23 protein-coding genes are annotated in these 25,451 nt (G+C 32.7%); 8 read left to right on the top strand and 15 right to left on the bottom strand.

Going from position 1 to position 25,451, the window contains the following annotated elements; genetic code table 11:
* Positions 1-23 precede the first annotated feature (23 nt).
* Complete coding sequence (locus tag QLS65_RS09190; RefSeq protein WP_282716980.1) at positions 24-902, top strand: esterase-like activity of phytase family protein; 879 nt, start codon at positions 24-26, stop codon at positions 900-902.
* Here QLS65_RS09190 and QLS65_RS09185 read toward each other — a convergent pair.
* Complete coding sequence (locus tag QLS65_RS09185; RefSeq protein WP_282716973.1) at positions 885-4,619, bottom strand: metallophosphoesterase; 3,735 nt, start codon at positions 4,617-4,619, stop codon at positions 885-887. The two genes, QLS65_RS09190 and QLS65_RS09185, sit on opposite strands and share 18 nt — an antisense overlap.
* A 25-nt stretch (positions 4,620-4,644) precedes the next feature.
* Between QLS65_RS09185 and QLS65_RS09180 the strand changes: the two genes are divergently transcribed.
* Positions 4,645-5,829, top strand: coding sequence for a Pycsar system effector family protein (locus QLS65_RS09180; RefSeq protein WP_282712172.1), 1,185 nt, complete (start codon positions 4,645-4,647; stop codon positions 5,827-5,829).
* On the opposite strand, the gene QLS65_RS09175 is transcribed toward QLS65_RS09180, so the two are convergent.
* From QLS65_RS09175 to QLS65_RS09125, 10 genes are all read right to left on the bottom strand, one after another.
* Positions 5,826-8,195 (bottom strand): GAF domain-containing protein, encoded by a 2,370-nt coding sequence (locus QLS65_RS09175; protein ID WP_282716971.1) that lies wholly within the window; start codon positions 8,193-8,195, stop codon positions 5,826-5,828. The two genes, QLS65_RS09180 and QLS65_RS09175, sit on opposite strands and share 4 nt — an antisense overlap.
* Positions 8,196-8,995: 800 nt before the next feature.
* Positions 8,996-10,054, bottom strand: a complete 1,059-nt coding sequence (locus QLS65_RS09165) for a nucleoid-associated protein (RefSeq protein ID WP_282712168.1) — start codon at positions 10,052-10,054, stop codon at positions 8,996-8,998.
* 88 nt (positions 10,055-10,142) lie between these two features.
* Positions 10,143-10,682, bottom strand: coding sequence for an IS1096 element passenger TnpR family protein (locus tag QLS65_RS09160; RefSeq protein ID WP_282712167.1), 540 nt, complete (start codon positions 10,680-10,682; stop codon positions 10,143-10,145).
* Positions 10,683-10,874: 192 nt separating this feature from the next.
* A complete protein-coding gene (locus tag QLS65_RS09155) occupies positions 10,875-11,480 on the bottom strand; it encodes an HPP family protein (protein ID WP_282712166.1) in 606 nt (201 codons plus the stop codon).
* A 6-nt stretch (positions 11,481-11,486) separates the two neighbouring features.
* On the bottom strand, positions 11,487-12,767 hold the full coding sequence (locus QLS65_RS09150; RefSeq protein WP_282716967.1) for a chloride channel protein: 1,281 nt from the start codon (positions 12,765-12,767) through the stop codon (positions 11,487-11,489).
* Between the two features lie 129 nt (positions 12,768-12,896).
* Positions 12,897-13,286 carry an SMU1112c/YaeR family gloxylase I-like metalloprotein gene (gene gloA2 / locus QLS65_RS09145; RefSeq protein WP_282712164.1) on the bottom strand — a complete coding sequence of 130 codons (390 nt, stop codon included), beginning with the start codon at positions 13,284-13,286 and terminating at the stop codon, positions 12,897-12,899.
* 1 nt (position 13,287) lies between these two features.
* Positions 13,288-13,548, bottom strand: a complete 261-nt coding sequence (locus tag QLS65_RS09140; RefSeq protein ID WP_282716965.1) for a hypothetical protein — start codon at positions 13,546-13,548, stop codon at positions 13,288-13,290.
* Positions 13,549-13,611: 63 nt separating this feature from the next.
* Entirely contained in the window at positions 13,612-14,007 is a 396-nt protein-coding gene (locus QLS65_RS09135) for a hypothetical protein (protein ID WP_282712161.1), read from the bottom strand.
* 83 nt (positions 14,008-14,090) lie between these two features.
* Positions 14,091-14,648 (bottom strand): sugar O-acetyltransferase, encoded by a 558-nt coding sequence (locus tag QLS65_RS09130; protein ID WP_282716963.1) that lies wholly within the window; start codon positions 14,646-14,648, stop codon positions 14,091-14,093.
* Between the two features lie 41 nt (positions 14,649-14,689).
* The gene (locus QLS65_RS09125; protein WP_282716961.1) at positions 14,690-15,148 is read right to left on the bottom strand and encodes a YciI family protein; all 459 of its coding nucleotides are present in this window, start codon (positions 15,146-15,148) and stop codon (positions 14,690-14,692) included.
* A 179-nt stretch (positions 15,149-15,327) separates the two neighbouring features.
* Between QLS65_RS09125 and QLS65_RS09120 the strand changes: the two genes are divergently transcribed.
* The 6 genes from QLS65_RS09120 (at position 15,328) to QLS65_RS09095 (ending at position 21,354) form a co-directional block, all read left to right on the top strand.
* Positions 15,328-17,532, top strand: coding sequence for a TonB-dependent receptor (locus QLS65_RS09120; protein WP_282716959.1), 2,205 nt, complete (start codon positions 15,328-15,330; stop codon positions 17,530-17,532).
* A gap of 202 nt (positions 17,533-17,734) precedes the next feature.
* Complete coding sequence (locus QLS65_RS09115) at positions 17,735-18,355, top strand: hypothetical protein (protein ID WP_099715891.1); 621 nt, start codon at positions 17,735-17,737, stop codon at positions 18,353-18,355.
* Between the two features lie 78 nt (positions 18,356-18,433).
* Complete coding sequence (locus tag QLS65_RS09110) at positions 18,434-19,768, top strand: 2TM domain-containing protein (RefSeq protein WP_282716957.1); 1,335 nt, start codon at positions 18,434-18,436, stop codon at positions 19,766-19,768.
* Positions 19,769-19,814: 46 nt separating this feature from the next.
* Complete coding sequence (locus QLS65_RS09105; protein ID WP_121341600.1) at positions 19,815-20,120, top strand: 2TM domain-containing protein; 306 nt, start codon at positions 19,815-19,817, stop codon at positions 20,118-20,120.
* 62 nt (positions 20,121-20,182) lie between these two features.
* The gene (locus QLS65_RS09100) at positions 20,183-20,518 is read left to right on the top strand and encodes a 2TM domain-containing protein (RefSeq protein WP_282712156.1); all 336 of its coding nucleotides are present in this window, start codon (positions 20,183-20,185) and stop codon (positions 20,516-20,518) included.
* A 68-nt stretch (positions 20,519-20,586) separates the two neighbouring features.
* Positions 20,587-21,354 carry a LytR/AlgR family response regulator transcription factor gene (locus QLS65_RS09095; RefSeq protein WP_282712155.1) on the top strand — a complete coding sequence of 256 codons (768 nt, stop codon included), beginning with the start codon at positions 20,587-20,589 and terminating at the stop codon, positions 21,352-21,354.
* A 93-nt stretch (positions 21,355-21,447) separates the two neighbouring features.
* Here QLS65_RS09095 and QLS65_RS09090 read toward each other — a convergent pair whose 3' ends face one another.
* The 4 genes from QLS65_RS09090 to QLS65_RS09075 are packed head-to-tail and all read right to left on the bottom strand — an operon-like array spanning position 21,448 to position 25,432.
* Complete coding sequence (locus tag QLS65_RS09090) at positions 21,448-22,221, bottom strand: CDP-alcohol phosphatidyltransferase family protein (protein WP_282712154.1); 774 nt, start codon at positions 22,219-22,221, stop codon at positions 21,448-21,450.
* A 58-nt stretch (positions 22,222-22,279) separates the two neighbouring features.
* Positions 22,280-23,302: a COX15/CtaA family protein gene (locus QLS65_RS09085; RefSeq protein WP_282716954.1), complete on the bottom strand. Its 1,023-nt coding sequence runs from the start codon at positions 23,300-23,302 to the stop codon at positions 22,280-22,282.
* A gap of 51 nt (positions 23,303-23,353) precedes the next feature.
* Positions 23,354-24,787, bottom strand: coding sequence for a CCA tRNA nucleotidyltransferase (locus QLS65_RS09080; RefSeq protein WP_282712150.1), 1,434 nt, complete (start codon positions 24,785-24,787; stop codon positions 23,354-23,356).
* A 60-nt stretch (positions 24,788-24,847) separates the two neighbouring features.
* Entirely contained in the window at positions 24,848-25,432 is a 585-nt protein-coding gene (locus QLS65_RS09075) for an L-threonylcarbamoyladenylate synthase (protein WP_282712148.1), read from the bottom strand.
* Positions 25,433-25,451: the final 19 nt, after the last annotated feature.

Raw genomic sequence — 25,451 nt, 5'->3', positions numbered from 1 at the left:
TTATAATTTACATTAATTCAACTATGAGAAACTATATTTTCATCTTATCTGTTTTTACTTTTTTGTCTTGTCAACAAGATTCAGGTGCTTTGACAACAGTTTATTCGCTACCTAAAAAGCTAAAAGAAGTTTCGGGAATTACTTATTTGACATCAAGTAATTTGCTTTGGTCACTGGAAGACAGCGGCAATGCGAATGAAATTTATGGACTGAATTTTGTAAATGGCAAAATTGAAAAAACGATAACCATCGAAAACACAGAGAATATTGATTGGGAAGATATTACTAAAGACAAAGATGGAAATCTATATATTGGAGATTTTGGCAACAATGACAATGAAAGAAAGGATTTGAGTATTTATAAAATTGATAAAAATTCTTTAGCTACTGAAAGTGCAATTCCGGCTTACAAAATTTCATTTGAGTATCCGGAACAAAAAGATTTTCCTCCTAAAAAAACAGAAATGTTCTATGATGTAGAAGGTTTTTTTGAGTTTAAAAATAATTTCTACCTCTTCACCAAAAATCGAAGCAAAGGTTTTGACGGAACCGCTTTTTTATACAAAATCCCCAATACGGCAGGTTTTTATCAGGCAGTTTTAATGGGGGAATTCAAAACTTGTGACAATTACAATCATTGTGCAATTACAGCTGCAACAATAAGTCCTGATGAGTCCAAAGTTGCTGTTTTGACTCATGATAAAGTTTTTTTATTCGAAAGTTTCGAAGGTGATAATTTTCTAAAAGGAACAAAAACTATCCTAGAATTAGATCATTTTTCCCAAAAAGAAGCGGCTTCTTTTATTGATAATGACAGACTTTTTATTGCCGATGAAAGATCCAAAAGCATTGGAGGGAATGTTTATGAGGTAAGTATCAAAAAACTAAAACCCAAATCCTAAACCAAAAGCAATTCGGGCTTCCTCATTGGCAGTTTTAAAATAAGTGATTCTGGCTGTAACTACATTCAGACCGTTGAGCCATAATCCACCTCCAAAAGATTGATGCCATTTATCTGAATCCTCGCCTTTTTGCCAAACTCTACCATAATCAAAACCACCCAGAATTCCGTAAGTCATAGGCAAAACGCTTCTTCTGATTTTTCCTAAATTCCATCGGATATCACTGCTTTGATAGAAGGATTGATTACCTAAAAAGCGTTCGTTTCTAAAACCTCTTAAGTCATAATCACCTCCCAAAACCGCAGCTTGATAAAATTCGAAATTGTTATTTAGCAACATTTTCCCTTTCAAAATAGTCGCCAAAACTACTTTGCCATTGGCATCAATTTTATGGTTGAAATTCAGTTTACTTTCTAATGAAGGAAAATTTCTTTTTGCATCATTCAAATTCATTTTCCATGTTCCAGCTATAGAAAATCCCATTCCCATAGAAGGAAATGAAGGGATGTCATAATTTTCGAAACTGTATTTAAGTGTTGCTCCTGCAAATTGTTGACTGTCAAAAATAGCAGGATTTACGATTCCGGGAATGTTTATGAATCGATTATTGGTTTCCTCCACGCTGATTTGCTCAAAGGAAGTTTGGAAATGGATTGTACTTCCATATTTACCCACTTTTTTGATTGATGGCAGAACTTTCAGCATTCGGATGCGCACGCGGTTGTAATCCATTCCGAAAGTTTCATTATTGTTTACGGTTTCATTTCCAGTGCCAAAATAATTAATTGTAAAATTTGGACTCGTGAATTGGCTTTCCAAATCTAAATCCCATTTGCCAATAGACTTCGGGAAATGTGCATTGTAAATAAGTTCATATCCGTCTGTGGCAAAAAAGTAATTTGCTTTTAAAATGTGTTTTTGCGTGTACGGATTTTGATTGAATTTATTGATGGTGTAGTTGGTAATAAAACCTATTTTGACACCATCATCAGGATTAAAACCAATATTTGGTAATCCTGAAAAAGCATTGTATTTAGGCTTTTCATAATCATAAAGACTGGCTTCATAATCATCAGACAAAAGAACTCTGGTTTTTGAATCTAAAACGTAGGTATTCGTTTTTGATTTAAAATCATGAATCTTTACCTTTTTTCCATTTTCTACAGTATAGGAATCTTCGTTTTGTCCTCCAATTAATCGAATATTTATGTCTGATTTCGCGTTTCCTTTTACTTCAAAAATATCATCATCATCCAATCCATAAATCCAAATATTTTTTGTGTTTGCAGCAACAAAATCTTTTGTGTACAGCAATTCATCTCCTTCATTTTTTAAACGATACACTTCAATATCAATTTTATTTTTTGCTGTCTGACGGATTATAAATTTGTCTTTTTTATCGGTACCAACAATTAAAACTGTTTTTTGAAGCACTCTATAATAGTCAGATGCATAGCGCTGTAATTCTGTTTTTCGTATTTTTAATTTACGTTTTATGTCTGCTATAGTTTCCTCCTGAACTTCTTTTGGCAGATTATTAAATGCATTTTCTATAGCACTATCCGAAAGGTTTTCCTGAATGTATTTGGCTTGTTGTAACCAATCTTTTTCATTGGCAGTTTTTAGAAAAGCAAGATCCAATGGATAAGGTTCACGATTCAGCCATTTTACATTTTTAATTTTCTCATTAAAGGTTTGCATGTGGCGTAATGACGGCATATTCATCAAAAGAGTCAGCAATGCTCCATCATAATTTGTAAATGCCTGATCACGATCTCTAGGAATGGGCTTGTAAATTATTTTTTTGCCCACTTTATATTCTCCCCAACGCCATTGATCTTCATGTCTGTCCCAATCTCCAATGAGCATATCAAATAATCGTGCTTTGATATATTCCTCTTCGTCAATGACATATTTTTCATCTTTATGAAGGTTCTTCAATACATCTTCCGTACTGATTATTGCTGTAGGATTCCCAAAGCTTTTTACGTCTATTTGACTATCAGTAGGACGCTCTTCCACCATATACAATTCATCACCAAAATTTGCATTGAAATCTTTTAGAGCTTTATGTTTAGGAATATAATATAAAACAGGATTTGAATGTGCGACACCAATTTTTTCGGCTAAATTCCCAACAGCAAAAGGCAGGTAAGGATGTGAAGTGGTGTAGAAATCAAGTAAAAAATTCTCGGCATACGTATCTTCAAATTCATTTTCGATAAATTGGTCTTTAAAAGCTACCGATTGCAGAAAACGAGAAGCGCTTTTTTTCAAGGCGCGCATTACATATTCTTTTCCGTTTTTGTTAACAATTTGCAATGATCTGGATTGATGTCCGCCACCGGCACGTTTTGGTTTTAAACCACCAAAAAGAGTGTCAATCGTTGTTGTTTTTACTTCTATCGGTAAGCTGTAATACTTTCGATAATGCTTCCCGAAAAGGAATCTATAAAATGCATTTTTATCTGTTTGTTTTTCTGAATAGATGGTCGCAGAGGTAGTTTTAGCAAATGAAGTCGGAAAATTTTTGGTGCTGAAATCATCTTTTTTAGCCACTATAAATTGTTCGAAAATCAGTTTTTCTTTGTTGTTTTCTTTTCCGTAAAAAGAAACTTTTGCAGCTCCATTTTCATAAATGCTTAATGCGGCATACCCATTTCCACCATAAGAAAAATCATTTGGAAAAACGGCTTTTGCAGCCTCTGATTTTGATCCGGCACCACTTATAATTTGCTTGATATTGTCTTTCTCAATGTATTGTAAATTATGGTCGTGACCAGAAACCACAATAACATTATCCTGACTCTGCAATAGTGTTTTTATGCGTTTTATGAAAATAGTATAGTCTTTGTTTTGAATGTCTTGCGGGCTTATTCCAGATGTTTTTCGGACAAAGTTGATAACGGAACCTAACACAGGAAGCGGAATTTTTTGTTCTAATGGGAATAGTTGTTTTTCCAATGAAAACTGGCCACCGTGTGTTCCATTACTCATTAGTGGATGATGTAACGCCAGAATTATTGTTTTCTCCTGATTTTTATTCAGAATATCTTCTAACTCATTAAAAAAAGCTTCTCTTGATTTTATAGTGCAATCATCGTTTATAGTGGGGCTGTTATCCCAGTCTTCCAGAAACCATTGACTGTCGATAGTAATCAAAGTTAGGTTTTTATTGATTTCTACATCATCAATCCCACAGCCTTTTCTGGGCAAAAATGATTTTTTATCGTTTAAATATTCCGTTACAAATTTTGCTTGGCGTTCCAGACCTTTTATTCCGCTGTACCAATCGTGATTTCCGGGAATAAAAATAGTTTTACCCTTAAAGTCTTTAGATAATTGAAGTTGATTTTTTAATTTGGTTTCAGCAATAATTCGCTCATTTGTATGATCCGTATTGGGTAATCCTTTTGGATAAATATTATCGCCAAGAAATAAAAGAGTTGTATTATTGTTTGCTTTTTTTAATCGATCTTCCAGTAAACCCATTGTTTGTTGTGCTTTTTCTTCATTGGCATTTCCTGCATCACCAATTAAATAAAAAGTATGTGCAATTTTTGAGCTATCTGTTCCGTTTTGTAGTACCGGATTTTTGATTTTTTTACCAAATTGTGCGTGATGTGTTGCACACGATTGAAAAATGAATCCCGAAGCAAATAATATAAAAACTGCTTTATTTGAAGTTATAAAACGATTATCCGAAAACAATTTCATATTTTAGTAGTGTAAAAATTCCTGTATGAACCTTATTGAACAAGTAGAAAATTTTGTTAGTAAATTGCTCAAAGATAAACTTTCTCATTCATATACTTACCATAATTTTAATCACACCCGTGATGTAGTTAATGCTGTTGTTACACTTGCTGATAGTGAAGGTATAACTACTTATGATAAAGAGGTTTTAGTTGTTGCCGCTTGGTTTCATGACACAGGATATATAACGGGTTGCAGTAATCATGAAGATTCAAGCATTGTAATAGCTTCTGATTTTTTAACAAAAAACGGAAAATCTGCGGACTATATTGAGAAAGTGGCAGGATTAATCAAAGCCACCGAAAAGGAGTATGTTCCCAAAACCCTTTTTGAAAGAATAATAAAAGATGCCGATTATTTCCATATTTTGAGTGATGATTATATTTTTAGCTGTGAAGGGTTAAGAAACGAATGGAGAAATATAGAAGGAAAATCTTTTACTGATAAAGATTGGGCTGTAGAGAACTTCAATTTTTTAGCTAATATTCATCGGTTTTATACGGATTATGCCATTGAAAATTGGCAACCTTTAAAGGAGAAAAACATAAAACGTCTTCAGAAAAAAATAAAAAAAATGAACTTGAAAACGAATAACGAACCAGATAAAGAATATAAAAAAAGAGAAAAAGAAGAAAAACCGGAACGAGCGGTTGATACTTTATTTAGGGTAACATTGAATAATCATACCAGTTTAAGCGGAATTGCTGACAGTAAAGCCAATATTTTACTCTCTGTAAATGCTATTATTATTTCGATAGCGCTTTCTACGTTGATTCCAAAATTAGACAGTCCAAAAAATGTTCATCTGATGGTTCCTACTTTCATCATGCTGATTTCCAGTGTTATTACTATTATTTTCGCCATACTTTCCACACGACCAAAAGTGACGAAAGGAGTTTTTACACGACAAGATATTGAAAATAAAAAAGTGAATTTACTATTCTTTGGAAACTTCTATAAAATGCCTTTGGATGAATACCAATGGGCTATGAACGAAATGATGAAAGATAGGGAATACCTTTATAACTCCATGATTAAGGATTTATATTTTCTGGGATTAGTTCTCGAGAAAAAATACCGTTTATTAAGAGTTGCCTATAATTTTTTCATGATAGGAATTATAATCTCGGTAATTGCTTTTGTAATTGCGTTTAAAATGGTTGGTACTTAATTCAATTCATCCAGTAAATCTTGGTAAGAAAAGTTTTTGGGCGTTTGTTCTTTAATATCATTAATCACTTTTACCCTGATTGCTCTTAGACCCGAAACGCCTTGTAATTCTTCCACTTCAAATTGTTCGATGGTTGGTTCCAATACTTTTTTAAATTGTAGAAATTTGATATAATTCAAATATTCTGTTTCCTCATTATTATGGGAATAGACAATTGTAATTTTTTCTTTTTCGGTAATTCTCTCTTTGCTTCCTTTGATATTGGCTTTGTCGATACGTTTTTTTACTACTTCGTAACGGGCATTGTAGGTACCGTCAACATCAAAACGTTTCTCATCCATTCTAAATCGGATAGAAATAGCAGAACTAAACACTAAAATCAACGAAGTTACATCAAGTTCATAAGGCAAAGTAGATTTGAGTTGATGGTGTTCCAGCTCCATTTCGCACAAGGTTTGCAATTGCCATAATCTCAAATTATGAAGATACATACTATCAAAATCTTTACTTGGCGTAATTGATGAACCTATATAAAGATTGTGTTCCACACCATCGGTTTTGAAACGCTCATAATAATGCGGAAAAATATTTTGTGCTTCAACTTGTTTTTTATCCAGAATAGAAGCTAATTTTTTATTGACAATAGACATGGCATTGTCAAATTTCTTTCTCGAATGGTAAAACATTCCTGTTTTTTCATCTAGACTTTCAAAGTAATTTTGCTCCAGCGTTTCACCTAGCGCATTAGTTTTTGTATTCCTTAAAATAGGATGAATTTCTTTTTCTATGTAAAGTTGAATTTGTTGTTCGGTATCCGCTTTTAAAGGGAATTCCAATTGATTGTAAAATGATTGCAATTCAAACTTTCGTTGTTCCAATAAAACCAAATTAGTATTTGAATTTTGATTTTCAAAGATTTTTATAAGAGCACCCAGTTGATTTTTTAAATCTTCTTTTACCGTTTCATTTCTATGATTAGATGAACCTTTAATGTCTATTTGACCATACAAAGGGTATACTTCCTTAAACACGATTTCCTTGAAAATATAGTCTTTATTTGGATTATTAGTCTGAAAATATTTAAGCGCTTCTCTTCTGAATTTCCAATAAACACTTGGGTGTATGGCTGTATATTCTCTTTGAATGATAGCTTCTATTTGGTGTTGCATATCATTTTTGTAACGCTCTAATGTGTCTACCACGTATGGTAAAATCAAATCCAGATTGTTTACATTAATGCTGTTAAGTTCTCTTGGTTTTCCCGAAACTAATTCTATGATGCCCAAAAGTTTACCGTTTTTTATCACCGGAGCAAGAATACAGCTTTGAATATTGAGTTTTAAAAAATGTTCTCCCAGTTTTTCATTTTCTGATGTTTTGGCAAATTTTTCAACATTTGAAATTACAAACGGTTTATTTTGTTCCAAAATATTTTCCAATGAGCAACCAAAAAGTGCATTTTTACAATCGACTTCTTGCATGTCGTGTAGAATAAAACTGTCTATTTTTTTATCATCATAGGGAGGCTTAACAAACTTTTCATCTTCTTCATTGTAAATGATAAAACCAACTTTCAAATCTGAAACTTTAAAAATAGAGCGAAAAATAGTTTCAAAATCATTACTACTATCCGTCTGATGTTTTTCTGATTTTAAAAGACTACTTTTCAAATTTGAGATTGCACTTTCAATAGATGCGTCAAATAGTGATACGATACCAAAGCCTTTTAAAATCCAGCTTTCAGAAGGGAATTTTTCTTTCCACAAATCGATATTATCATAATTATCCATCAATAAATCTATATCTTCAGCAGATAATGTTATTGATTTATCAGTAGGGATGATTTCCATAAAATCAGCATTATATAAAATTCTATAATGCTTCATGATGCCATTTGCATCTGGGATATCGTAAAATAAAGGTCTGTTAAAATCAAAATGCTGATTATAAAAGGTATTCAAAATCAAAATACAATTCATGATGTAGAATTGATTTTGATTAAAATCCCTGATAGTCATATCAAATGTTCTTCCGGCATTTTGAAGTATTTTTTTGAATCTTTCGGAGTAATTGAACGTAAAGTTCTGAAAAGGAATGGTAGCCGCTTTAATTTCGTTTTGAGTCAGCGCGGTAGGGAAAAGATCAGCTAATAAATAGTTTATCAGAGTTTCGTTTTCAGGAATTAAATTCAAATCCTCGATTCCAGTTTTGAATTCAGGAAAAGGTTCTATTTCTTTCAATAAAGCTTTCGCATAATTTGAGCGGTAATCGACATTAGTAACTGCGATTTTCTCTAAAGCTTCAATGAGTTTATGGAACGAAATTAGAGTTTTGAACGGGCTTTCTTTAAACAAATGATAATCCATCTGATAGTTTATTTAGAATACAAAATTACTAATAAACGAAATTGTATTGACAAATTTCCGGTTCTTTTTTCTAAAGAATTACTTTGATTTTAATTTAGAAAATCAAATTTTTTGTGTTACAAAATACGCCTGTTTTTTTGGGAAATTATCTGACAGAAATGCTATTGTCGAGTAGTAGTTTTTTTTGATTTTTTTCTGAGTCAAGATAAGTATTGATTTTAGTAATAGAAGAATTAACATGTTTTTTTGCAAGCTAAACATAATTGAATATTTATTTTTGAAACATTCACGTGAGCATTTTTTTAAGAATAAAAAGTAATAATTGGTTGTTTTGGTAATCAAATGAATTGTAATAATTTCTGGAATTAATTTTACACTGAATGAATTCTTTTATTGTAGAAACCTATGAGGGTTTCATTTATTTCTTTTAGTTCTGGTGTAAGAAATGTTTTTCTGCCTTTCTCGTCGTTAGTTAATTCGAGCTCACAAACTGTACATTTAAATTCTTTGAAATGATTTGTTATATTTCGGGTTGTAATTATTTTATGACCAAATAGCAAACACAGAATTTTTTTACTGAGAAATTTTTCTTTGATTTCAGCTGTACTCATACTATTTGGTTATTTGAAATTGGGATTAAACTTAATTAATAACCGTTTAAATATCAAATAAAATCGATTAAATACACTTTAAATTAGAAAAAAACTATAAAATTCTTATAAAATTAAACTTATTTTAAAAAAAATCCTCAGCCATTCAAGTGGTTGAGGATTAGAAATTTAGAAGTAGGAATAAATAAACTAGCTTTTCTCTTCTTTATTGAAATAAACTAAATAGTAATACATTTGTTTTTCTTCATCCCAACCTTTTTCTACAAATTTCTCGGCACTTTCAGGATTGATGAAGTCCATTTTAATTTGAATATGTGTATCTAAATTAATGACGTTTTTGATTGATTTTCTAGCATCAGAAACTGCGGCATTTGCAATAGGAAAAGATGTAACATCTTCAATGCTGTATTTCTCTCCTTTGTCTATTTTGTAATTTTTGAATTCTGGAATCAAATCAGGATTGTCTAAAACTTCATTTAAGAAATTAGTTTCTTCAAACTGATCATTTTTAGCAAAATAATTCACGGAACGATTCATAAACATCACTTCTTCTTTCTTGTCCTCAGCAGGGAAAACAACATCTTTGGCAAAGTTCTGACAGAATTTTAAATACTTTTTAGTGATAAAGTTCTCATCTTCAAACGCATCAACTGATAAAAAATGCTCTAGCCAATATCTGGCATCATAGCGGTTGCTGTCTACAGTCAAGATTTTATAGCCTTCTTCTTTTTTATAATTGAAGATTAAACATCCTTTATCTAATTTATTTAAACTCACACCTTGTTGCAAAATCATTTCTAGATGCGTTTCCTTCTCTTCAAATTGTAAAAAGTCAGCTTGAATCTCACTTTTGAAAATTCCAATCGCATCCACGACATTATTATCAATGCTTACGTTGGTTAAATAGGTAACATATACTTCACCATTCTTGATGTGAGGATGATTAGATTGCTCAAATAAATGTTTTGTGATTTTTTGAGAAACTTCATGAATCGTATTTGGATTCTCAAAAATCTCAGTTGCAAATTTGAACATATCATTGTAATCCAAATCAATTTCATGGGCAAACTGAAAATAGTTCTCTTCTTTTTCTCTAAATGGTTTAAAGAAAAATTCTTTCATCAAAGGCACAATTTCATCGTTCAGATTAAAAGGTTGCTCTGATAAAAAAATCGCTTCATTTCTACTTTTATTACCAACTCTGTGAATTGATAAGTTTTCGATGTGTGTATTATATAAATTGATCATATTTTTATTTTTTTAGATAAAAGAACCAAGATGAAAGACAGCAAAAAGGTCTTTTATCTTGGTTCTTGATTCTTAATTGTATAATGCTTTAATTCCAGTTTTCCTCAAATCCAAAATCTTCAAAACTATCGTCTCCTTCAAACATATCCAAATCATCGTCGTCTAATCCGTCTTCAAATTCATTATTGTAGTCATCGGCATTATCTGATTCAAAGTTTTTTTCCATCGCTTCATCCGGCATTTCACCGTGAGAAAAAATAGTTTCCGGATAGGTATTTCCAGCAAGTTGATCTTCTATTGCAGCTAGTTCTACAAGGAATGTCCACATATTGATGAAATCATAAACATAGATGATTTTAGTATTTTCCTTATCTAAAATATCTGACAATTGGTAATCGCTCATGATTTTTTGCTCCCCTGGAATATCACCGGTATCAAAAAGTGAAATTTCATCTTCTTGATTCCAAGTTTCATCGCAAGTATAAAACGAAGCCACTTCCATTCCGTCAAATCCGAAGGAATTGAAAATTGCATTGTGCAAATCTTCTAAAGTATCGTCTTCAAGTATTGCAATGTCTCTAAAAACATCTTCTTCCGCGTCTAGAATCACTCTAAATTTATAAACCATAATCTTTGTTTTTATTGAAAGCTCAAAGGTAAAATTTAATTTTTAGATTTAGATTTTAGATTTTCGATTTGTTGATAAGATTTTTGTGTATGACTTTCAAAGGAAATAAGTGATTGATTGTCATTTATTCTATGAGTGTTTAGATTTTTGTATAAAATAAATGTGCTAATTGTGCTTTGTTTTGGGTGTATGTTAAGAGATACTTTTTTTAATCTTACCAACGAGTTTTTTTCTAATGATATGGTACTTCTTATGATTTGGATAAGATCTGTCTGGCGTCATATTGTTGAAAATTAGAGCGACAACCAATAAAATTAGTACGCCAGTCAAAACCGGATAAAGTACATACCAATAGCCAAGATTTTTAATTTTTGGTGTGCCAATGATGGCAATCAAAGCAGTAGCGCCACCCGGAGGATGAAGCGTTTTTGTCATTTGCATTAAAACGATAGATAACGAAACGGCCAGTGGAGCAGCTATCCATAAAATATCAGGTATCAATTTAGCGACAGTAACGCCAACAAGTGCAGACACGATATGTCCGCCAACCAGATTTCGCGGTTGTGCCAATGGACTTTGAATAATTCCATAAACCAATACGCTTGAAGCTCCAAAAGACCCAATTAAATAGACTACATCTACATGCAATAAAGTTTTAGATTGCATGTAAGCTATTAATCCGATGCCGATAAATGAACCCAGAAAAGCCCAAAAATGTTCCTTAAAATCAATTAAAGTTTCTTTGTAAAGAATGTATTTGGTTTTGCGATAACTCCTTTTTATTTTTTGAACAGGCATAGGTAATTATTTTACTAAACTTGGGGAATAGGAGTAAGCAGTGAACGGATAAATCATTTTAGCCGTATATTTTGAAATCAAACAAACCACTAGAATTGGAAGAAACAACGTATAATCATTGGTTAATCCGCAAACCAGAAATAGTGCTGTGAAAGGTGCATGAATACTGGCACTCAAAACGGCTGCCATTCCTATTATGATGAAGTTTAGCGGTATTACATTGGCATTGAAATACGTGTTGAGAATCAATGCGAGTAATAATCCTAAAAACGCACCAATAAACAAGCTTGGAGCAAAAACGCCGCCATCTCCTCCTGAGGCTAGCGTAACTGAAGTAACAATGGGTTTCAAAACTAAAATTCCAATGAAAGTTAGTACTAATGAAAGTGAAAGTACTATTCCATTTGGATTGATAAAAATAGTTTTAATAGCGTGATATCCTTCGCCATAAAGCTGAGGGAATACAAAAAGTGAAATACTTAAAACCACAGACCCGAAGATGATTTTGAAATAGGGCACTTTTATTTTCGAAAATTGTTCTTTAAAAAATAACACACAACGGGTTAAATAAACAGAATTTATTCCTGCAATAATTCCCAATAGTATAAAGTAGGGAATAGCTCTTAAATGCCAAGTAGTTATGTGCACTGCAAACAATGGTTTTTCGTCCAGCAAATAAATGAGTCCAAAAGCGATTGAAACAGCTATCAGGTTTGTTAGTACAAACGCTCGAGTTACTTTTTTTGAAATCACTTCAAGAGAAAATAAAATTCCGGCTATTGGGCTGCTGAATAATGCCGTAATTCCGGCCGCAACTCCCGCACAGATTAACTCGGTTTTGTATTGTCGGAATACATTTTGTTTCCTTTGTGCAACAGAACCAATAGTAGCCGAAGCGACAACTGTTGAAACTTCTATTCCTGTAGAGCCACCAAAAACCACGGTCAATAAACCGTTAATGAAATGGGAAGGAATTTTATAGCTTGGTAAATTCTTCGAATTGGAATTAGTGCTTTCAAAAACTTCTTTTATGCCTTTGTTTTCCTTTTTCTTAAATAAATACTCCCTAAGAAAATAAATAATTGACAATCCAAAAACGGGGAAAACAACAAAAAATATTGGATTTACAATCGTTTGGTGAAAAAAGATTTCTTCATAATATTCAGTTGTGTTTTTTAAAATAACACCCAAAAAAGCAGAAAGAAAACCAATTAAAATGGATACAACAACAAGTTTTTGAAGTTTAATGAATTGATAGTTCTTTTTAATTTGTGCGGTATTGTTCATTTGAAAAAGTAATGTGTCTGAGTATTACAAAATTAAAGAAACAAAATCAGATTTGAATTGAAAAAAGGATTGGACTATTTTCTTTTGCGATTAATACATTGTTTTTACTTTTTCATAAACAAAAATGACTTATTTTTCATAAAACTCTATCGGTAAATCATCTGGATCTGCAATAAAGAAAAAGCGTTTTTTAGTGTGTTCATCAACACGAATTTCTTCTGAACTTATATTGTTATTGACTAAAAAATCGCGGGTTAATTGAATGTCATCCACTTCAAAGGCTAAATGGCGTAATCCTGCCGCTTCAGGTTTTGAAGGGCGTTGCGGAGGATTTGGAAACGAAAAAATCTCAATGATGTAATTTCCGTTTAAAGCCAAATCCAGTTTATACGATTGTCTTTCTGCGCGATAAATTTCTTGAACAATTGTTAGTCCTAAAATATTTGTGTAGAACGTTTTTGATTTCTGATAATCAGAACAAATAATGGCGATGTGGTGAACTTTATTAAGTTGTAGCATGTTATTTTAAATAAGTCATTATTGGAAGATTTACATTGGCATCTTGGGTCAAAGCATCAGCATGAAGTTGATGTATCAGCGCTTTGGTTTCATCAATATCATTTATTCGAAAAAGAAAAAACACTTCGTCTTCATCATCGGCATTTTGCCAAAGATGCTCCAGAAACATATTATTTTCGGCATGAAAGGCTTTGTCTTTTTCTAAAATCTCGCTAATGACCGCAATAGGAACATTTTTAAGTTTTGCTAATAAATGTGGCATTTTTATTGAATTGATGAGGTGTAAAAGGAAGAAAGCCTAATCGGTTGATTAGGCTTTAGGTTTTTATTTTTTTGCGTCAGAACAAAGTCCCACAATCTCATGAAAAGTGTCATGTAAATCAGTGATTGATTTCAAAATTGCTGCATCAGATCCATTTGAAGTAACTAATTTATGCAGTGCTTTACTTTTTAACTGTAATCTTTCAGCTGAAGCCAATATAGCGTTTGTTCTAAATTCTGCAGGAATATCAGACTTTAATAACATGGCGGCTTTGTTCATCATTTCTTCTGAACGTGCTTTGATTGGAGCAAGATTTCCTTCTTCAGCAGGATGAAATGTTTGTGACATTACTTCGTGAAATTCTTTTATGGCAGGCCATTTTTCGAAAGTGGATTGTGCCGAAACGGAGTTTGCGACTACAATAAATGCCAAGACTAGAAATGCTTTGAGATGTTTCATGATGATTTTATAAAGTTTAAATGTTTATAACAAAGATAAGAAATTTTAATCTTGAGGAGTTGTAATTTGGGTTGGGATATTGATTAAACATTTAATTTTCGGATCACTTTTGCCGGATTTCCTACTGCCAAAGAATTGTCAGGAATGTCTTTTGTAACCACTGAGCCTGCTCCAATTACGCAGCCATTCCCAATGGTAATACCAGGACAAATAACTGAATTTCCGCCAATCCAGCAATCATCACCAATGGTTATTGGCAATGCATTTTCCAGTGTTTTTCTCAGTTCAGCATCCAGCGGATGTGTGGCGGTGTACAGTTGAACGCCCGGTGCAAAAAAGACATTGGAACCAATAGTGACTTTGGCACAATCCAAAACAACGCAGTTTACATTGAAATAAACATTTTCGCCACAACTGATATTGTATCCGTAGTCACAAAAAAATGGAGGTTCAATATAAAGATTTGGTCCTGCATTAGGAATGAGCTCTTTAAGTATCTCTCTCGCTTTTTTTGTTACCCTGTATTCTGTAACATTTAATCGATGGAGTAAATTTTTAGATTTTCGTCTGTCTTTTACTAAAACAGGATCGCCTGCCAAATAATATTCTCCGGCAATCATTTTTTCTTTTTCAGTTGTCATAGTTTTTTCAATTTAAGCAATACAATTAGTCATTTTTGCTATTACATTTTAGTTTTAGTTATTTTATCATGGATTTTTAGTGTTTCCTGCAGTGCCGCACTTCCATACCAAAGCATCATTTCTGCTTCCAGAAGTTTCGATTGTACCGCAGGATCTGTCGCCACAAATGTTTTAGCTTCTTCAATACTACTGGCGTTAAAAATATAAATGCCTCTATAATTTCGTTCGTTTTTCATGAAAGGACCCGCCACAACCAGTTTTCCTTCTTTTGCTAATTGATTGATATTAGCCATGTGACCCTCAAATAGTTTTTTAGTTTCTTCTTTCGTTGCCGTTGTGTTGCTTCCAGTTTTTAACAAACAAAATACATATTGCTTCATTCCGTAATCATCTGCTTTAAGAGATTTTGCCAGTTTTTCATCAAATGCTGATTCCGTTTCCTGAGAAAATAGTACGGTGCTAAAAGAGAACAATAAAAGGAATAAGATTGATTTTTTCATTTTTACAGAATTTGGTTGTACACAAATTTAAGGTTTTCATTATAAAATAAAAAATGCATGATTTCAAATTCGAAATGTATTAGGCAAAACAACTCATCCTGTAATTTCAACAGTTCAGTAATAACTTTTTCTGGTTCTGATTTTTGCAATAGATATTTGCTTCATCAAAATCAAATATCATGAAACCAACATTTACGCAACAATCAAATCATTCGAACGCAAGGCTTAAATTTATTTTTACGTTTGCCTTTTTAGTATTCAGCTTAACTATTTTTTCACAAAATACAATTTCAGGAAAAGTGGTGGATGAGAAAGGAAAACCGGTTTCAGGTGCTAATATTTTTATTGAAGGAACTTATGACGGAGCTTCCAGTAGTGAAACGGGGAATTTTAGTTTTACAACTACAACAACCGGGAATCAAACTTTGGTTGTGAGTTTCCTGATTTATGAAACTTCAAAAACAGTAATTGATGTGGCTAATTTCCAAAATAAAACTATCAAATTACGAGAAAGTGTTACATCGCTTGACGCGGTTGTGATTACAGCAGGAACATTAGAAGCGGGCGATAAAGCAAGAGTATCGGTTTTAAAACCATTAGACATCGTGACTACGGCGGGCTCTGCGGGAAATATTATAGCGGCTTTGCAAACGTTGCCAGGAACACAAACGGTAGGCGAGGATGGTAGATTGTTTGTTCGTGGTGGAGAAGCCAATGAAACACAAACTTTTGTAGACGGGATTCGAGTGGCGCAACCGTATGGCGCAACCACAAATAATTTGCCAACACGAGGCAGGTTTTCTCCTTTTTTATTCAGCGGAATATCATTTTCTACGGGTGGTTATTCAGCGGAATATGGCGAAGCATTATCTAGTGTTTTGTTATTGAATACACAAGATGATCCAGACCAAAACAAAACTGAAATCGCTTTGATGACTGTAGGTTTAGGAATTGGGAATACCCAAAAGTGGAAGAAAAGTTCGTTGAGCGTAAATGCGAATTATATCAATTTAGCGCCGTATCAAGCGGTTATTCCTCAAAATGTGGATTGGAATAGTCCTTTTCAATCGTTGTCAGGAGAAACCGTTTATCGTTATAACTTTAATAATGGAATTTTGAAAGTATACGCTGCTTTTGATAGTTCTAAATTCGATATAAATCAGGAAAATATTAATTCGCCAGAGAAAATCAGAGTTGACTTGAACAACAATAATTTCTATTTGAATTCTTCTTACAAAGGCGTTTTTGGGAATAATTGGCAAATTACTTCCGGGTTAAGTTATGGTTACAGCAACAATAAAATAAATTTGGATTCAGATAAAGTGGCTAATGATGAAAATGCGGCTCATTTGAAATTAAAATTAAGAAAAAGCTTTTCGGAAAGATTGAAACTGTCTTTTGGAGCGGATTATTTTGTTACTCAATTCAATGAAGATTTTAAGGAAAATACAGGTTCGGTTTTCACCAATGGGTACGATGCTAACATTGGAGCTGTTTATACAGAAGCCGATATTTTCTTCTCTAAAAAATGGGCAGCCAAAGTAGGAGTTAGGGCTTCTAATAACGATTTGCTGAATGAAACCGCCATTTCACCCCGAATTTCATTTGCGTATAAAATGGCTAAAAACAGTCAGTTTTCATTTGCTTATGGCGATTTCACCCAAACTCCAAACGCGGAATACATCAAGTATTCCAACAATCATCAGTTTGAAAGTGAAAAAGCTTCGCATTACATCTTGAATTTTCAATACAATAAAAACGGAAAAACCTTTCGTGCAGAAACCTATTTTAAAGACTACAGTAGTTTGGTAAAATTCGACACAGAAATGGCGGCGTATAATTCGGTTTATGATAATTCCGGTTCTGGTTATGCGAAAGGATTGGATTTATTCTGGAGAGACGGAAAATCAATCAAAAACTTAGAATATTGGGTTTCCTATTCGTACATCGACACAGAGAGAAATTATAAAAGTTTTAGTTCTCAAGTGACACCAAGTTTTGTTGCAGATCATAGCTTGTCAATCGTTACTAAATACTGGATAAACGACTGGAAATCACAAATAGGTTTTACGAATTCATACAGTTCTGGACGTCCTTACAACAATCCAAACGAAGCTAAATTCATGAACGGAAAAACAAAATCCTACAACAGTTTAAGTTTCAACTGGGCTTATTTAGTGTCACAGCAAAAGATTTTATATTTCTCGGTTTCTAATGTTTTAGGAAGTCAGAATGTATTTGGATACGAATATGCCAACAATCCTGATAATACAGGCTTTTACAACAGAAAAGAAATTGTTCCTACGGCCGATCGTTTTTTCTTCGTAGGATTCTTTTGGACCATCAGCAACGATAAAAAAGACAATCAGTTGAAGAATCTTTAAAACAAGTCACAAAGTCGTAAAGTCTACTGTCTTTGTAAACTCTTTCAACTGTATGACTTTCGACTAAATCACAATTCATCCATCAAATTCTACAGTTCAGTATCTATAAATTTTAAACCAATAAAAACTGAGATACTTTTGAAGTATAAATTATTACAACGTTTCAATCATCAAAAAAATAACCATTTTAAAACAAGAAATCATGACAAAAGTTATCACCACAATCGTATTATTAGTATGTAGTTTATTATCAGCTCAAGGGCAATTCGAACAAGGAATGGGAAAAGCATTCCAGCTTTGGGGCGAAGGAAAAAACACGGAAGCTTCTGATTTATTCGAAAGAATAGCCGGTGCTGAAAAAACAAGTTGGTTGCCTAATTATTACGTTGCATTAGTGAATACAACGACCGCTTTTAGAACAAAAGATAAAGATCAAATGAATTTATTACTTTCGAAAGCACAAAAATCATTGGATATAGAAATGGATAAAAATCCAAATAATGCCGAATTATTGGTAATGCAAGCAATGATTCACACTGCTTGGATTGCTTTTGACCCCATGACGAACGGACAAAAATTATCTGGAACGGTTATGGAATTGTACGGAAAAGCACAGGCAATTGCACCGGAAAATCCAAGAGTTGTTTTTGGTAAAGCCGAATTTGAAATAGGCGGTGCTAAATTTTGGGGAACAGACACTAAACCAATGTGTGTGCAAATTGAAAAAGCTATTGGACTTTTTGCTACTTTTAAACCTGAAACACCTTTCTCTCCAAAATGGGGTTTAGAAAGAGCTTTAGAAGCACAGAAAAATTGTAAATAGGAAGTAGAAACAAGAAAGAATAGAAGTGATTTTCAAGTCTTTTATTGATGCTACAATCAGAATAAATATCAAAATAAAATGAATAGAATATATAAAGAACTTCAAAGAGCGATAAAATTGACACTTATTATTTTTGCTGTGATTCAATTAGTCAATGTGATAATGGGAAGTGAAGTTTATTTTGGTAAAAGGTTGCTAGTCAATTTTTTATTCACAATGATGTATACTTTTTCTTTATACGCTGCTAACATGTTCCTTTTTTGGAAATTAGACTCTTATTTTGAAGATAAATTTTCTGTAAAAAGATTAACACTTGGTTTTATAGGTTCGTTTTTAGTTTCATTAGCAGTTATTTTTTTAATGCACTTATTTGAAGAAGTGGTGTATAACAAGAATTCTTTTGATTATTTCTTGGCAAACGAAAAACCTTCAAGTTATTTAGCATCAATAATAATCACTTTTTTCGTCACCTTATCCATTTACACGATTTCATTTTACAAAGCGTATAATGAGAACAAAGTCAAGGAACAGAAAATTATTGCAGGAACAGCTAACGCAAAATTCGAGAGTTTAAAAAATCAAATTGATCCTCATTTTCTATTTAACAGTTTAAATGTATTGAGTTCTTTGATTGAAGAAAATCCAGATAATGCGCAGCGGTTTACGATTTCATTATCAAAGATTTATCGCTATGTATTAGAACAAAAAGATAAAGAGCTGGTTTCGGTTGAAGAAGAATTGGCTTTCGCCAAAACGTACATGAATTTATTGAAAATGCGTTTTGAAAACAGTTTGTTTTATGAATTACCAACGACAGCTATAAATCCAGATGCCAAAGTAGTGCCGCTCTCTTTACAACTTTTATTAGAGAATACGGTGAAGCATAATGTGGTTAGTGAACAAAGGCCATTGCACATTCGGATTTATGTTGAGGGTGATTATTTAGCCGTTCAAAACGATTATCAAAAGAAAGAAGTATTGCAAGAACGTCAAGGTGTTGGTTTACAAAATATCGTCAACAGATATGGAATTATAACCAACAGAAAAGTATTGATTATTCAAAACGAGAAAACATTTACAGTCAAAATACCTCTTTTGACAAAACAAATTACAGTTATGGAAACAACTACAAATTACAATGAAGATACCTCTTATTATAGAGCTAAAAAACGTGTGGAAGAACTTAAAGGGTTTTACGGAAACTTGATTTCTTACTGTTGTGTCATTCCATTTTTGATATTTATAAATTTAACATATTCTCCACATTTTCAATGGTTTTGGTTTTCGGTTGCAGGATGGGGATTTGGATTGGTGATGCATGCTTTCAAAGTTTTTGGATACAGTTCCAATTGGGAAGAAAGAAAAATTCAGGAAATTTTACAAAAAGAAGAGCAAAAGCAATCATGGAAATAATGGGCTAAGGCTTTTTAGACAATGAACAAATTTTAAATAAAAAATCATGGAAAATACATATCAAAACGAAGAGCGCTATTTTAAAGCGAAAAAACAAGTAGAAGAAATAAAATCATTTTATGGCAACTTGATTGCTTATATCGTTATAAACATAGGATTGATGATTCTGAATTTAGTAACATCTCCGAATCATTTGTGGTTCTTTTGGCCATTAATCGGTTGGGGACTCGGAGTGTTTTTTCATGGATTGAAGGCTTTTAATTTTAGTCCTTTTCTCGGAAGAGACTGGGAGCAGCAAAAAATTAAAGAGTTTATGGATAAAGAAAATGAAAGAAAAGACAATTGGACTTAATACCGTAATTTTTATCTCAAAATAGAATTTGTTTTTAATAGTAAATACATAATACCATCAAGATGAAAAGGAATTATAAATCGGAGTTTGAAGGGTTTCAGCCAGAAGATAAATATGCTGATGCGCAACGAAGAGTGAAACGATTAAAGGGATTTTACACGCATTTAATTGTTTATATAGTCATAAACATAATGATTGTGTTTATCAATATTAGAGATTTAGATGCGGGAGAAAGCTATTTTAAAATAGAAAATTTCTTTACGGCTTTCTTTTGGGGAATTGGATTATTGGTGCATACATTTTCTATATTTATGCCCAATTTTATTTTTGGAAAAAACTGGGAACAGCAAAAAATCAAGGAATTCATGGAAAAAGAGAAAAGTGAGAAATGGGAATAGAACCAGAGATTCAGCCCTAATTTAATTTAAGTTAACCAAAATCACCAAAATAAACGATTCAATATTAAATGATGACAATAATAATCGAAGACGAAAAACCAGCTGCAAGATTGCTGCAACGAAAATTAGAAAAACTAAATATTCAAGTAGACGTAATGCTGCATTCTGTAGAAGAAGCAATTGATTGGTTTTCTAATAATGAACATCCGGAATTGATTTTTTTGGACATTCAATTGTCGGATGGATTGTCATTTGAAATATTTGATAAAGTTGAAATTAAGAGTGCTGTGATTTTTACCACGGCTTATGATGAGTATGCTTTACGGGCTTTTAAATTGAATAGTATCGACTATCTTTTGAAGCCTATTGACGAGGACGATTTAGAGGTTGCCGTTTCTAAATTTAAAGCGCGTTTGCCAAAACAAGAAACCGGCTCCCGAGACTTCGGGATGGATTTTGAGCAGATTAAAAAAATGCTTTCCAATCCATTCGAAAAAAATCATAAAAAACGGTTTACGGTAAAAATAGGGCAACATTTGAAAGTGATTTCTACCGATGAAATTGAGTGTTTTTTTAGTGAAAATAAAGGAACCTATCTTCATACTTTTGACAATAGGAATTATTTAATTGAAACAACTTTGGAGCTTTTAGAACAGGAATTAGATCCAGCAGCTTTTTATCGAGTTAGTAGAAAATTCATTGTTCCTCTAAAAGCAATTAAGGAAATTGTAATCTACAGTAACTCTCGATTAAAGGTTATTTTACCTTCTTATAAAGAAGACGAAGTGATTGTAAGCAGAGAAAAAGTTTCTGATTTTAAGAATTGGATTGGCTAATTAAACAGTTGGATTTTTAATTTAGATCGAATTATTTAAAAATCTGATAATATGTACATTATGTTTCCAGTATAGATTATCCTTATGACGATTTTAAACCTTGAAAACCACTTTTCGAATGCCAATTATGACAAAAATTAGTGCTGTGTAAATTATAAAAAATGGAATGATATATTCAATTAAATCCATAGGTAGCATTACCGCAATTATCAATAGTTGAAAACCCAAACCGTAAATTGAAAGTACGGTCATAAACCAGTTTGGAAATGTTTTTACTTTGTATGCTTCTTGGTCAAGTGCGTGAATTATTTTGTCAAAAGTACCGTAAACAATAGTGTAAATCCGGAATAAAATATCAACTGATTTTTGGGTTTCTCCCGGTAGAGCCTTTGGAGATTTATATTCGAATATTTTGCTTGTTGTATCTCCGCCTACTGATTTATTTCTTAAAATCACATAGTAATAATTGTATAAAGTTCCCTGCAATTGAATGCCGATAAAAGCCAAAACAGTAAACCAAAATGATGTTTGCGAAACATAACAAATGGTCATTAAAAATAGAAAATTCAGGAGGATATCAAATACACTGTCCAAGTATCTTCCGGTGTAAGAAGGTCTGTTTTTTAATCGCGCCAGTTCTCCATCGGCAGCGTCAATCATTGATTTTAGAATGATGAAAAAACTAGCTAAATAATAACTTCCTTGCAGAATACAGTAAATAGCAATCAAGCCTGAAATACCAAAAAGTAAGGTGACGTGAATAGGAGTGAACCGAGTGTTTTTTAATTGATTGGCAAGAAGTTTTCCAAATGGTCTTCCATAATCTGATAAATCTAAAAATTTATCTTGAGCAGCAAGTTTAGACATTTATGTTTATAAACAAAGAAATGCGACAATATAGTCAGGTATTATGGTTGATATATTTTTATTTTGATAATCGATGTAAAGTGAATGTCATTGCTGTCAGTAAAAAGAAAGCCATTACTTGATGTAATAATCCTAACCAAAGCGGAACACTGTAAAGCAACGTAAAAACACCTAATGTGAATTGCAAAAATACGATTATTACTAAGACATTGATTCCTTTTTTCTGTAATGAAGAAAGGATGTGTTTTTTACTAGAGTAATAAAGAGCAAGAATCAATCCTACTACAACATATGCCATGGTTCGGTGTACAAATTGAACGCCGCTCTTTCCTTCGATAAGACTCAAAAACAAAGTGCTTTTTTCTATAAAAACACTATCGTGAATGAGTTGTCCGTCACTCATTAGTGGCCAATAATTGTGTAGTAAACCCGCATTTAAACCGGCAACAAATCCTCCATAGATAATTTGCAACAGCAAAAACACTAATGCGACGCGTGCTAGTCTTCGCAATGGAAGTATAACTGTTGCTTTGTTTGGATAAATTAAATCCAAAGCTACCCAAAGTGTGTATGCAAAAGTAATAAAGGCAAATGTTAGGTGTAATGCTAATCTAAAATGACTTACATCCGGATTATCGATTAACCCGCTTCGTACCATGAACCAGCCAAGGAATCCTTGAAAAGCTCCCATGAATAATAAAATCACACATTTTTTAATGGTTTCAGGCGAAAGACGTTTTTTGAATAAGAAATAGACAAAAGGAACGATAAACGCTAAACCTATTATTCTCCCTATAAAACGGTGAAACCATTCCCAGAAATAAATGAATTTATAATCACTTAGGGTAAAATCATTATGAATATTGATTTTTTGATATTCTGGAAATTTTTTATATTCTTCAAAAGCATGCGACCATTTTTCTTCTGTTAAAGGCGGAAAAGTATCGGTTACTAAGTGCCAGTCGGTCATCGATAAACCGGAATTGGTCAATCGGGTAATTCCTCCCACTACAACCATCATAAACAATAATAAGCATCCAGATAACAACCAAATGATAACGTAATTATTCTCTTTTTTCATTGTTTGAAATTAATTTATGCAAAGATATTTGAAATGGAATTAATTCTTAATTCAACAAGCGTTAATCTTTAAACCAATTTTTGCGGCTCTTTTTAGCATAAATTGATATGCTGCTTCATATTCATTTGGAATTTCTCCTTCTAAAATAGCTTCTTTTATTGCTTCTTTCAGCATTCCAATTTCTTTTGAAGGCTTCAGATTGAATTTTTCCATAATCTCCTCACCTGATATTGGTGGTTGAAAATTACGTACCTGATCACGTTCTTCGACTTCCACAATTTTCTTGCGCACAATTATAAAATTGTTGTGGTATTTCTTGAATTTATTAGGGTTTTTGGTAGTGATATCCGCTTCGCACAATGTCATTAAATTCTCTACATCTTCACCAGCGTCAAAAACTAAACGACGCACTGCTGAATCCGTAACCGTGTCTTGAGATAACACAATCGGGCGAGAACTCATCATGACCATTTTTTGTACAAATTTCATTTTTTGATTTAGTGGCATGTGTAAGCGTTCAAATATTTTTTTTGCCATTTTTCCACCAAGAAATTCATGTCCATGGAAGGTCCAACCTTGTTTTTTATTAAAGCGTTTTGTAGGTGCTTTTCCAATGTCGTGCAATAATGCTGACCATCGCAACCAAACATCATCTGTATGCGGACAAATATTGTCAACAACTTCCAGCGTATGATAGAAATTGTTTTTATGCGTATGACCTTCAATTTCTTCCACTTGATTCAAAGCGGTCAATTCTGGAAGGATAATATCTAAAAGTCCTGTTTTAAACAATAGCAAGAATCCTACGGAAGGTTTATCTGTAGAAAGTATTTTGTTCAACTCATCAACAATGCGTTCTCCGGAAATGATTTTGATTCGGTTTGCGTTTTTGGTTATGGAGTTCAACGAATTTTCTTCGATATCAAACTCCAATTGGTTTGCAAAGCGAATCCCTCTCAACATGCGCAACGGATCATCAGAAAAAGTAATATCTGGATCCAAAGGCGTTCTAATTATTTTGTTTTTTAAATCTTGCAATCCGTTAAAAGGATCTGAAAGTTCTCCAAAATTAGCTGCGTTTAATGATAAAGCCAGCGCATTTATGGTAAAATCACGACGATTTTGGTCATCTTCCAATGTTCCATTCTCTACAACAGGATTGCGGCTCTCAAAATGATAAGATTCTTTTCGGGCACCTACAAACTCAATTTCAGTATCTTCAAAACGCAACATCGCTGTTCCGTATGTTTTGAAAACCTGAACTTTTGGTTTTTTTGGAAGTAATTGGGAAACTTTCAAAGCTAATTCGATTCCGCTGCCAACAGCAACAATATCAATATCTTTTTTAAAGTCTCTATTTAAAAGTAAATCTCTCACGAATCCACCAATAACATAACTTTCAATGTTAAGTTCTTGGGAAGCTTGAGAAATTACTTCGAAAATTTTATTATTTAAGGCTTCTTTATATGAAGTTTTGATACTCATTTTTAAAATGTTTAAAGTCTAAAGTTTAAAGTTGCTAAACTTAAAACTGAATACTGCAATCTATTTCCGAATCACTTTCACCTGAGAATCATTCGTTAATTTTATTATTGTTGACGGTTTTCCACCAATTTTTTCATGGTGCAAATTTACAACATAGTCCACACCTTTTATAATTTCCGGACTAATATCTTTGAAGGCAATAGGAGTGGGTTGACCTGAAATATTTGCAGATGTCGAAACCAATGGCTTTTTCATCTTTTCCATTAATTTGAAGCAAAACGGTTCTTTCACAATGCGTATTCCCAGTGAGTTATCAGTAGAGACTATATTGGGAGCAACATTTCGGGGTTTGTCGAGTATTAGTGTAGTTGGTTTTTCGGATAGGTCAATGATTTGCCAAGCTACTTCGGGAATGTCTTTAAAAACATTATACATCATTTTTTCACTATTCATCAAAACAATCATGCTTTGGGTTTCGGCTCTTTGTTTGAGTTTGTAGATTTTGGCAACAGCCTCAGGGTTTGTTGCGTCACAACCAATTCCCCATACGGTGTCAGTAGGATATAAAATGATTCCTCCTTCTTTTATGACTTCGTAGGCATTGTGGATTTCAGTATTTAGAAGCGAATTAGAATTGTCAGACATTGTTTTTTTTGTAAAATGG

The sequence above is a fragment of the Flavobacterium algoritolerans genome, assembly GCF_030010385.1.
Taxonomy (GTDB): Bacteria; Bacteroidota; Bacteroidia; order Flavobacteriales; family Flavobacteriaceae; genus Flavobacterium; species Flavobacterium algoritolerans.
This window is presented reverse-complemented; position numbering and strand designations above follow the sequence as displayed.

Excerpts from the sequence above, each read along its gene's own strand:
- QLS65_RS09095 (WP_282712155.1), top strand. The coding sequence starts at position 20,587 with ATGATGACAATAATAATCGAAGACGAAAAACCAGCTGCAAGATTGCTG.
- QLS65_RS09175 (WP_282716971.1), bottom strand. The coding sequence starts at position 8,195 with ATGGATTATCATTTGTTTAAAGAAAGCCCGTTCAAAACTCTAATTTCG.
- QLS65_RS09130 (WP_282716963.1), bottom strand. The coding sequence starts at position 14,648 with ATGACAACTGAAAAAGAAAAAATGATTGCCGGAGAATATTATTTGGCA.
- QLS65_RS09155 (WP_282712166.1), bottom strand. The coding sequence starts at position 11,480 with ATGCCTGTTCAAAAAATAAAAAGGAGTTATCGCAAAACCAAATACATT.
- QLS65_RS09105 (WP_121341600.1), top strand. The coding sequence starts at position 19,815 with ATGGAAAATACATATCAAAACGAAGAGCGCTATTTTAAAGCGAAAAAA.
- QLS65_RS09120 (WP_282716959.1), top strand. The coding sequence starts at position 15,328 with ATGAAACCAACATTTACGCAACAATCAAATCATTCGAACGCAAGGCTT.
- QLS65_RS09115 (WP_099715891.1), top strand. The coding sequence starts at position 17,735 with ATGACAAAAGTTATCACCACAATCGTATTATTAGTATGTAGTTTATTA.
- QLS65_RS09180 (WP_282712172.1), top strand. The coding sequence starts at position 4,645 with ATGAACCTTATTGAACAAGTAGAAAATTTTGTTAGTAAATTGCTCAAA.
- QLS65_RS09165 (WP_282712168.1), bottom strand. The coding sequence starts at position 10,054 with ATGATCAATTTATATAATACACACATCGAAAACTTATCAATTCACAGA.
- QLS65_RS09125 (WP_282716961.1), bottom strand. The coding sequence starts at position 15,148 with ATGAAAAAATCAATCTTATTCCTTTTATTGTTCTCTTTTAGCACCGTA.
- QLS65_RS09150 (WP_282716967.1), bottom strand. The coding sequence starts at position 12,767 with ATGAACAATACCGCACAAATTAAAAAGAACTATCAATTCATTAAACTT.
- QLS65_RS09140 (WP_282716965.1), bottom strand. The coding sequence starts at position 13,548 with ATGCCACATTTATTAGCAAAACTTAAAAATGTTCCTATTGCGGTCATT.
- QLS65_RS09110 (WP_282716957.1), top strand. The coding sequence starts at position 18,434 with ATGAATAGAATATATAAAGAACTTCAAAGAGCGATAAAATTGACACTT.
- QLS65_RS09085 (WP_282716954.1), bottom strand. The coding sequence starts at position 23,302 with ATGAAAAAAGAGAATAATTACGTTATCATTTGGTTGTTATCTGGATGC.
- QLS65_RS09100 (WP_282712156.1), top strand. The coding sequence starts at position 20,183 with ATGAAAAGGAATTATAAATCGGAGTTTGAAGGGTTTCAGCCAGAAGAT.
- QLS65_RS09185 (WP_282716973.1), bottom strand. The coding sequence starts at position 4,619 with ATGAAATTGTTTTCGGATAATCGTTTTATAACTTCAAATAAAGCAGTT.
- QLS65_RS09075 (WP_282712148.1), bottom strand. The coding sequence starts at position 25,432 with ATGTCTGACAATTCTAATTCGCTTCTAAATACTGAAATCCACAATGCC.
- QLS65_RS09135 (WP_282712161.1), bottom strand. The coding sequence starts at position 14,007 with ATGAAACATCTCAAAGCATTTCTAGTCTTGGCATTTATTGTAGTCGCA.
- QLS65_RS09080 (WP_282712150.1), bottom strand. The coding sequence starts at position 24,787 with ATGAGTATCAAAACTTCATATAAAGAAGCCTTAAATAATAAAATTTTC.
- QLS65_RS09090 (WP_282712154.1), bottom strand. The coding sequence starts at position 22,221 with ATGTCTAAACTTGCTGCTCAAGATAAATTTTTAGATTTATCAGATTAT.
- QLS65_RS09160 (WP_282712167.1), bottom strand. The coding sequence starts at position 10,682 with ATGGTTTATAAATTTAGAGTGATTCTAGACGCGGAAGAAGATGTTTTT.
- gloA2 (WP_282712164.1), bottom strand. The coding sequence starts at position 13,286 with ATGCTACAACTTAATAAAGTTCACCACATCGCCATTATTTGTTCTGAT.
- QLS65_RS09190 (WP_282716980.1), top strand. The coding sequence starts at position 24 with ATGAGAAACTATATTTTCATCTTATCTGTTTTTACTTTTTTGTCTTGT.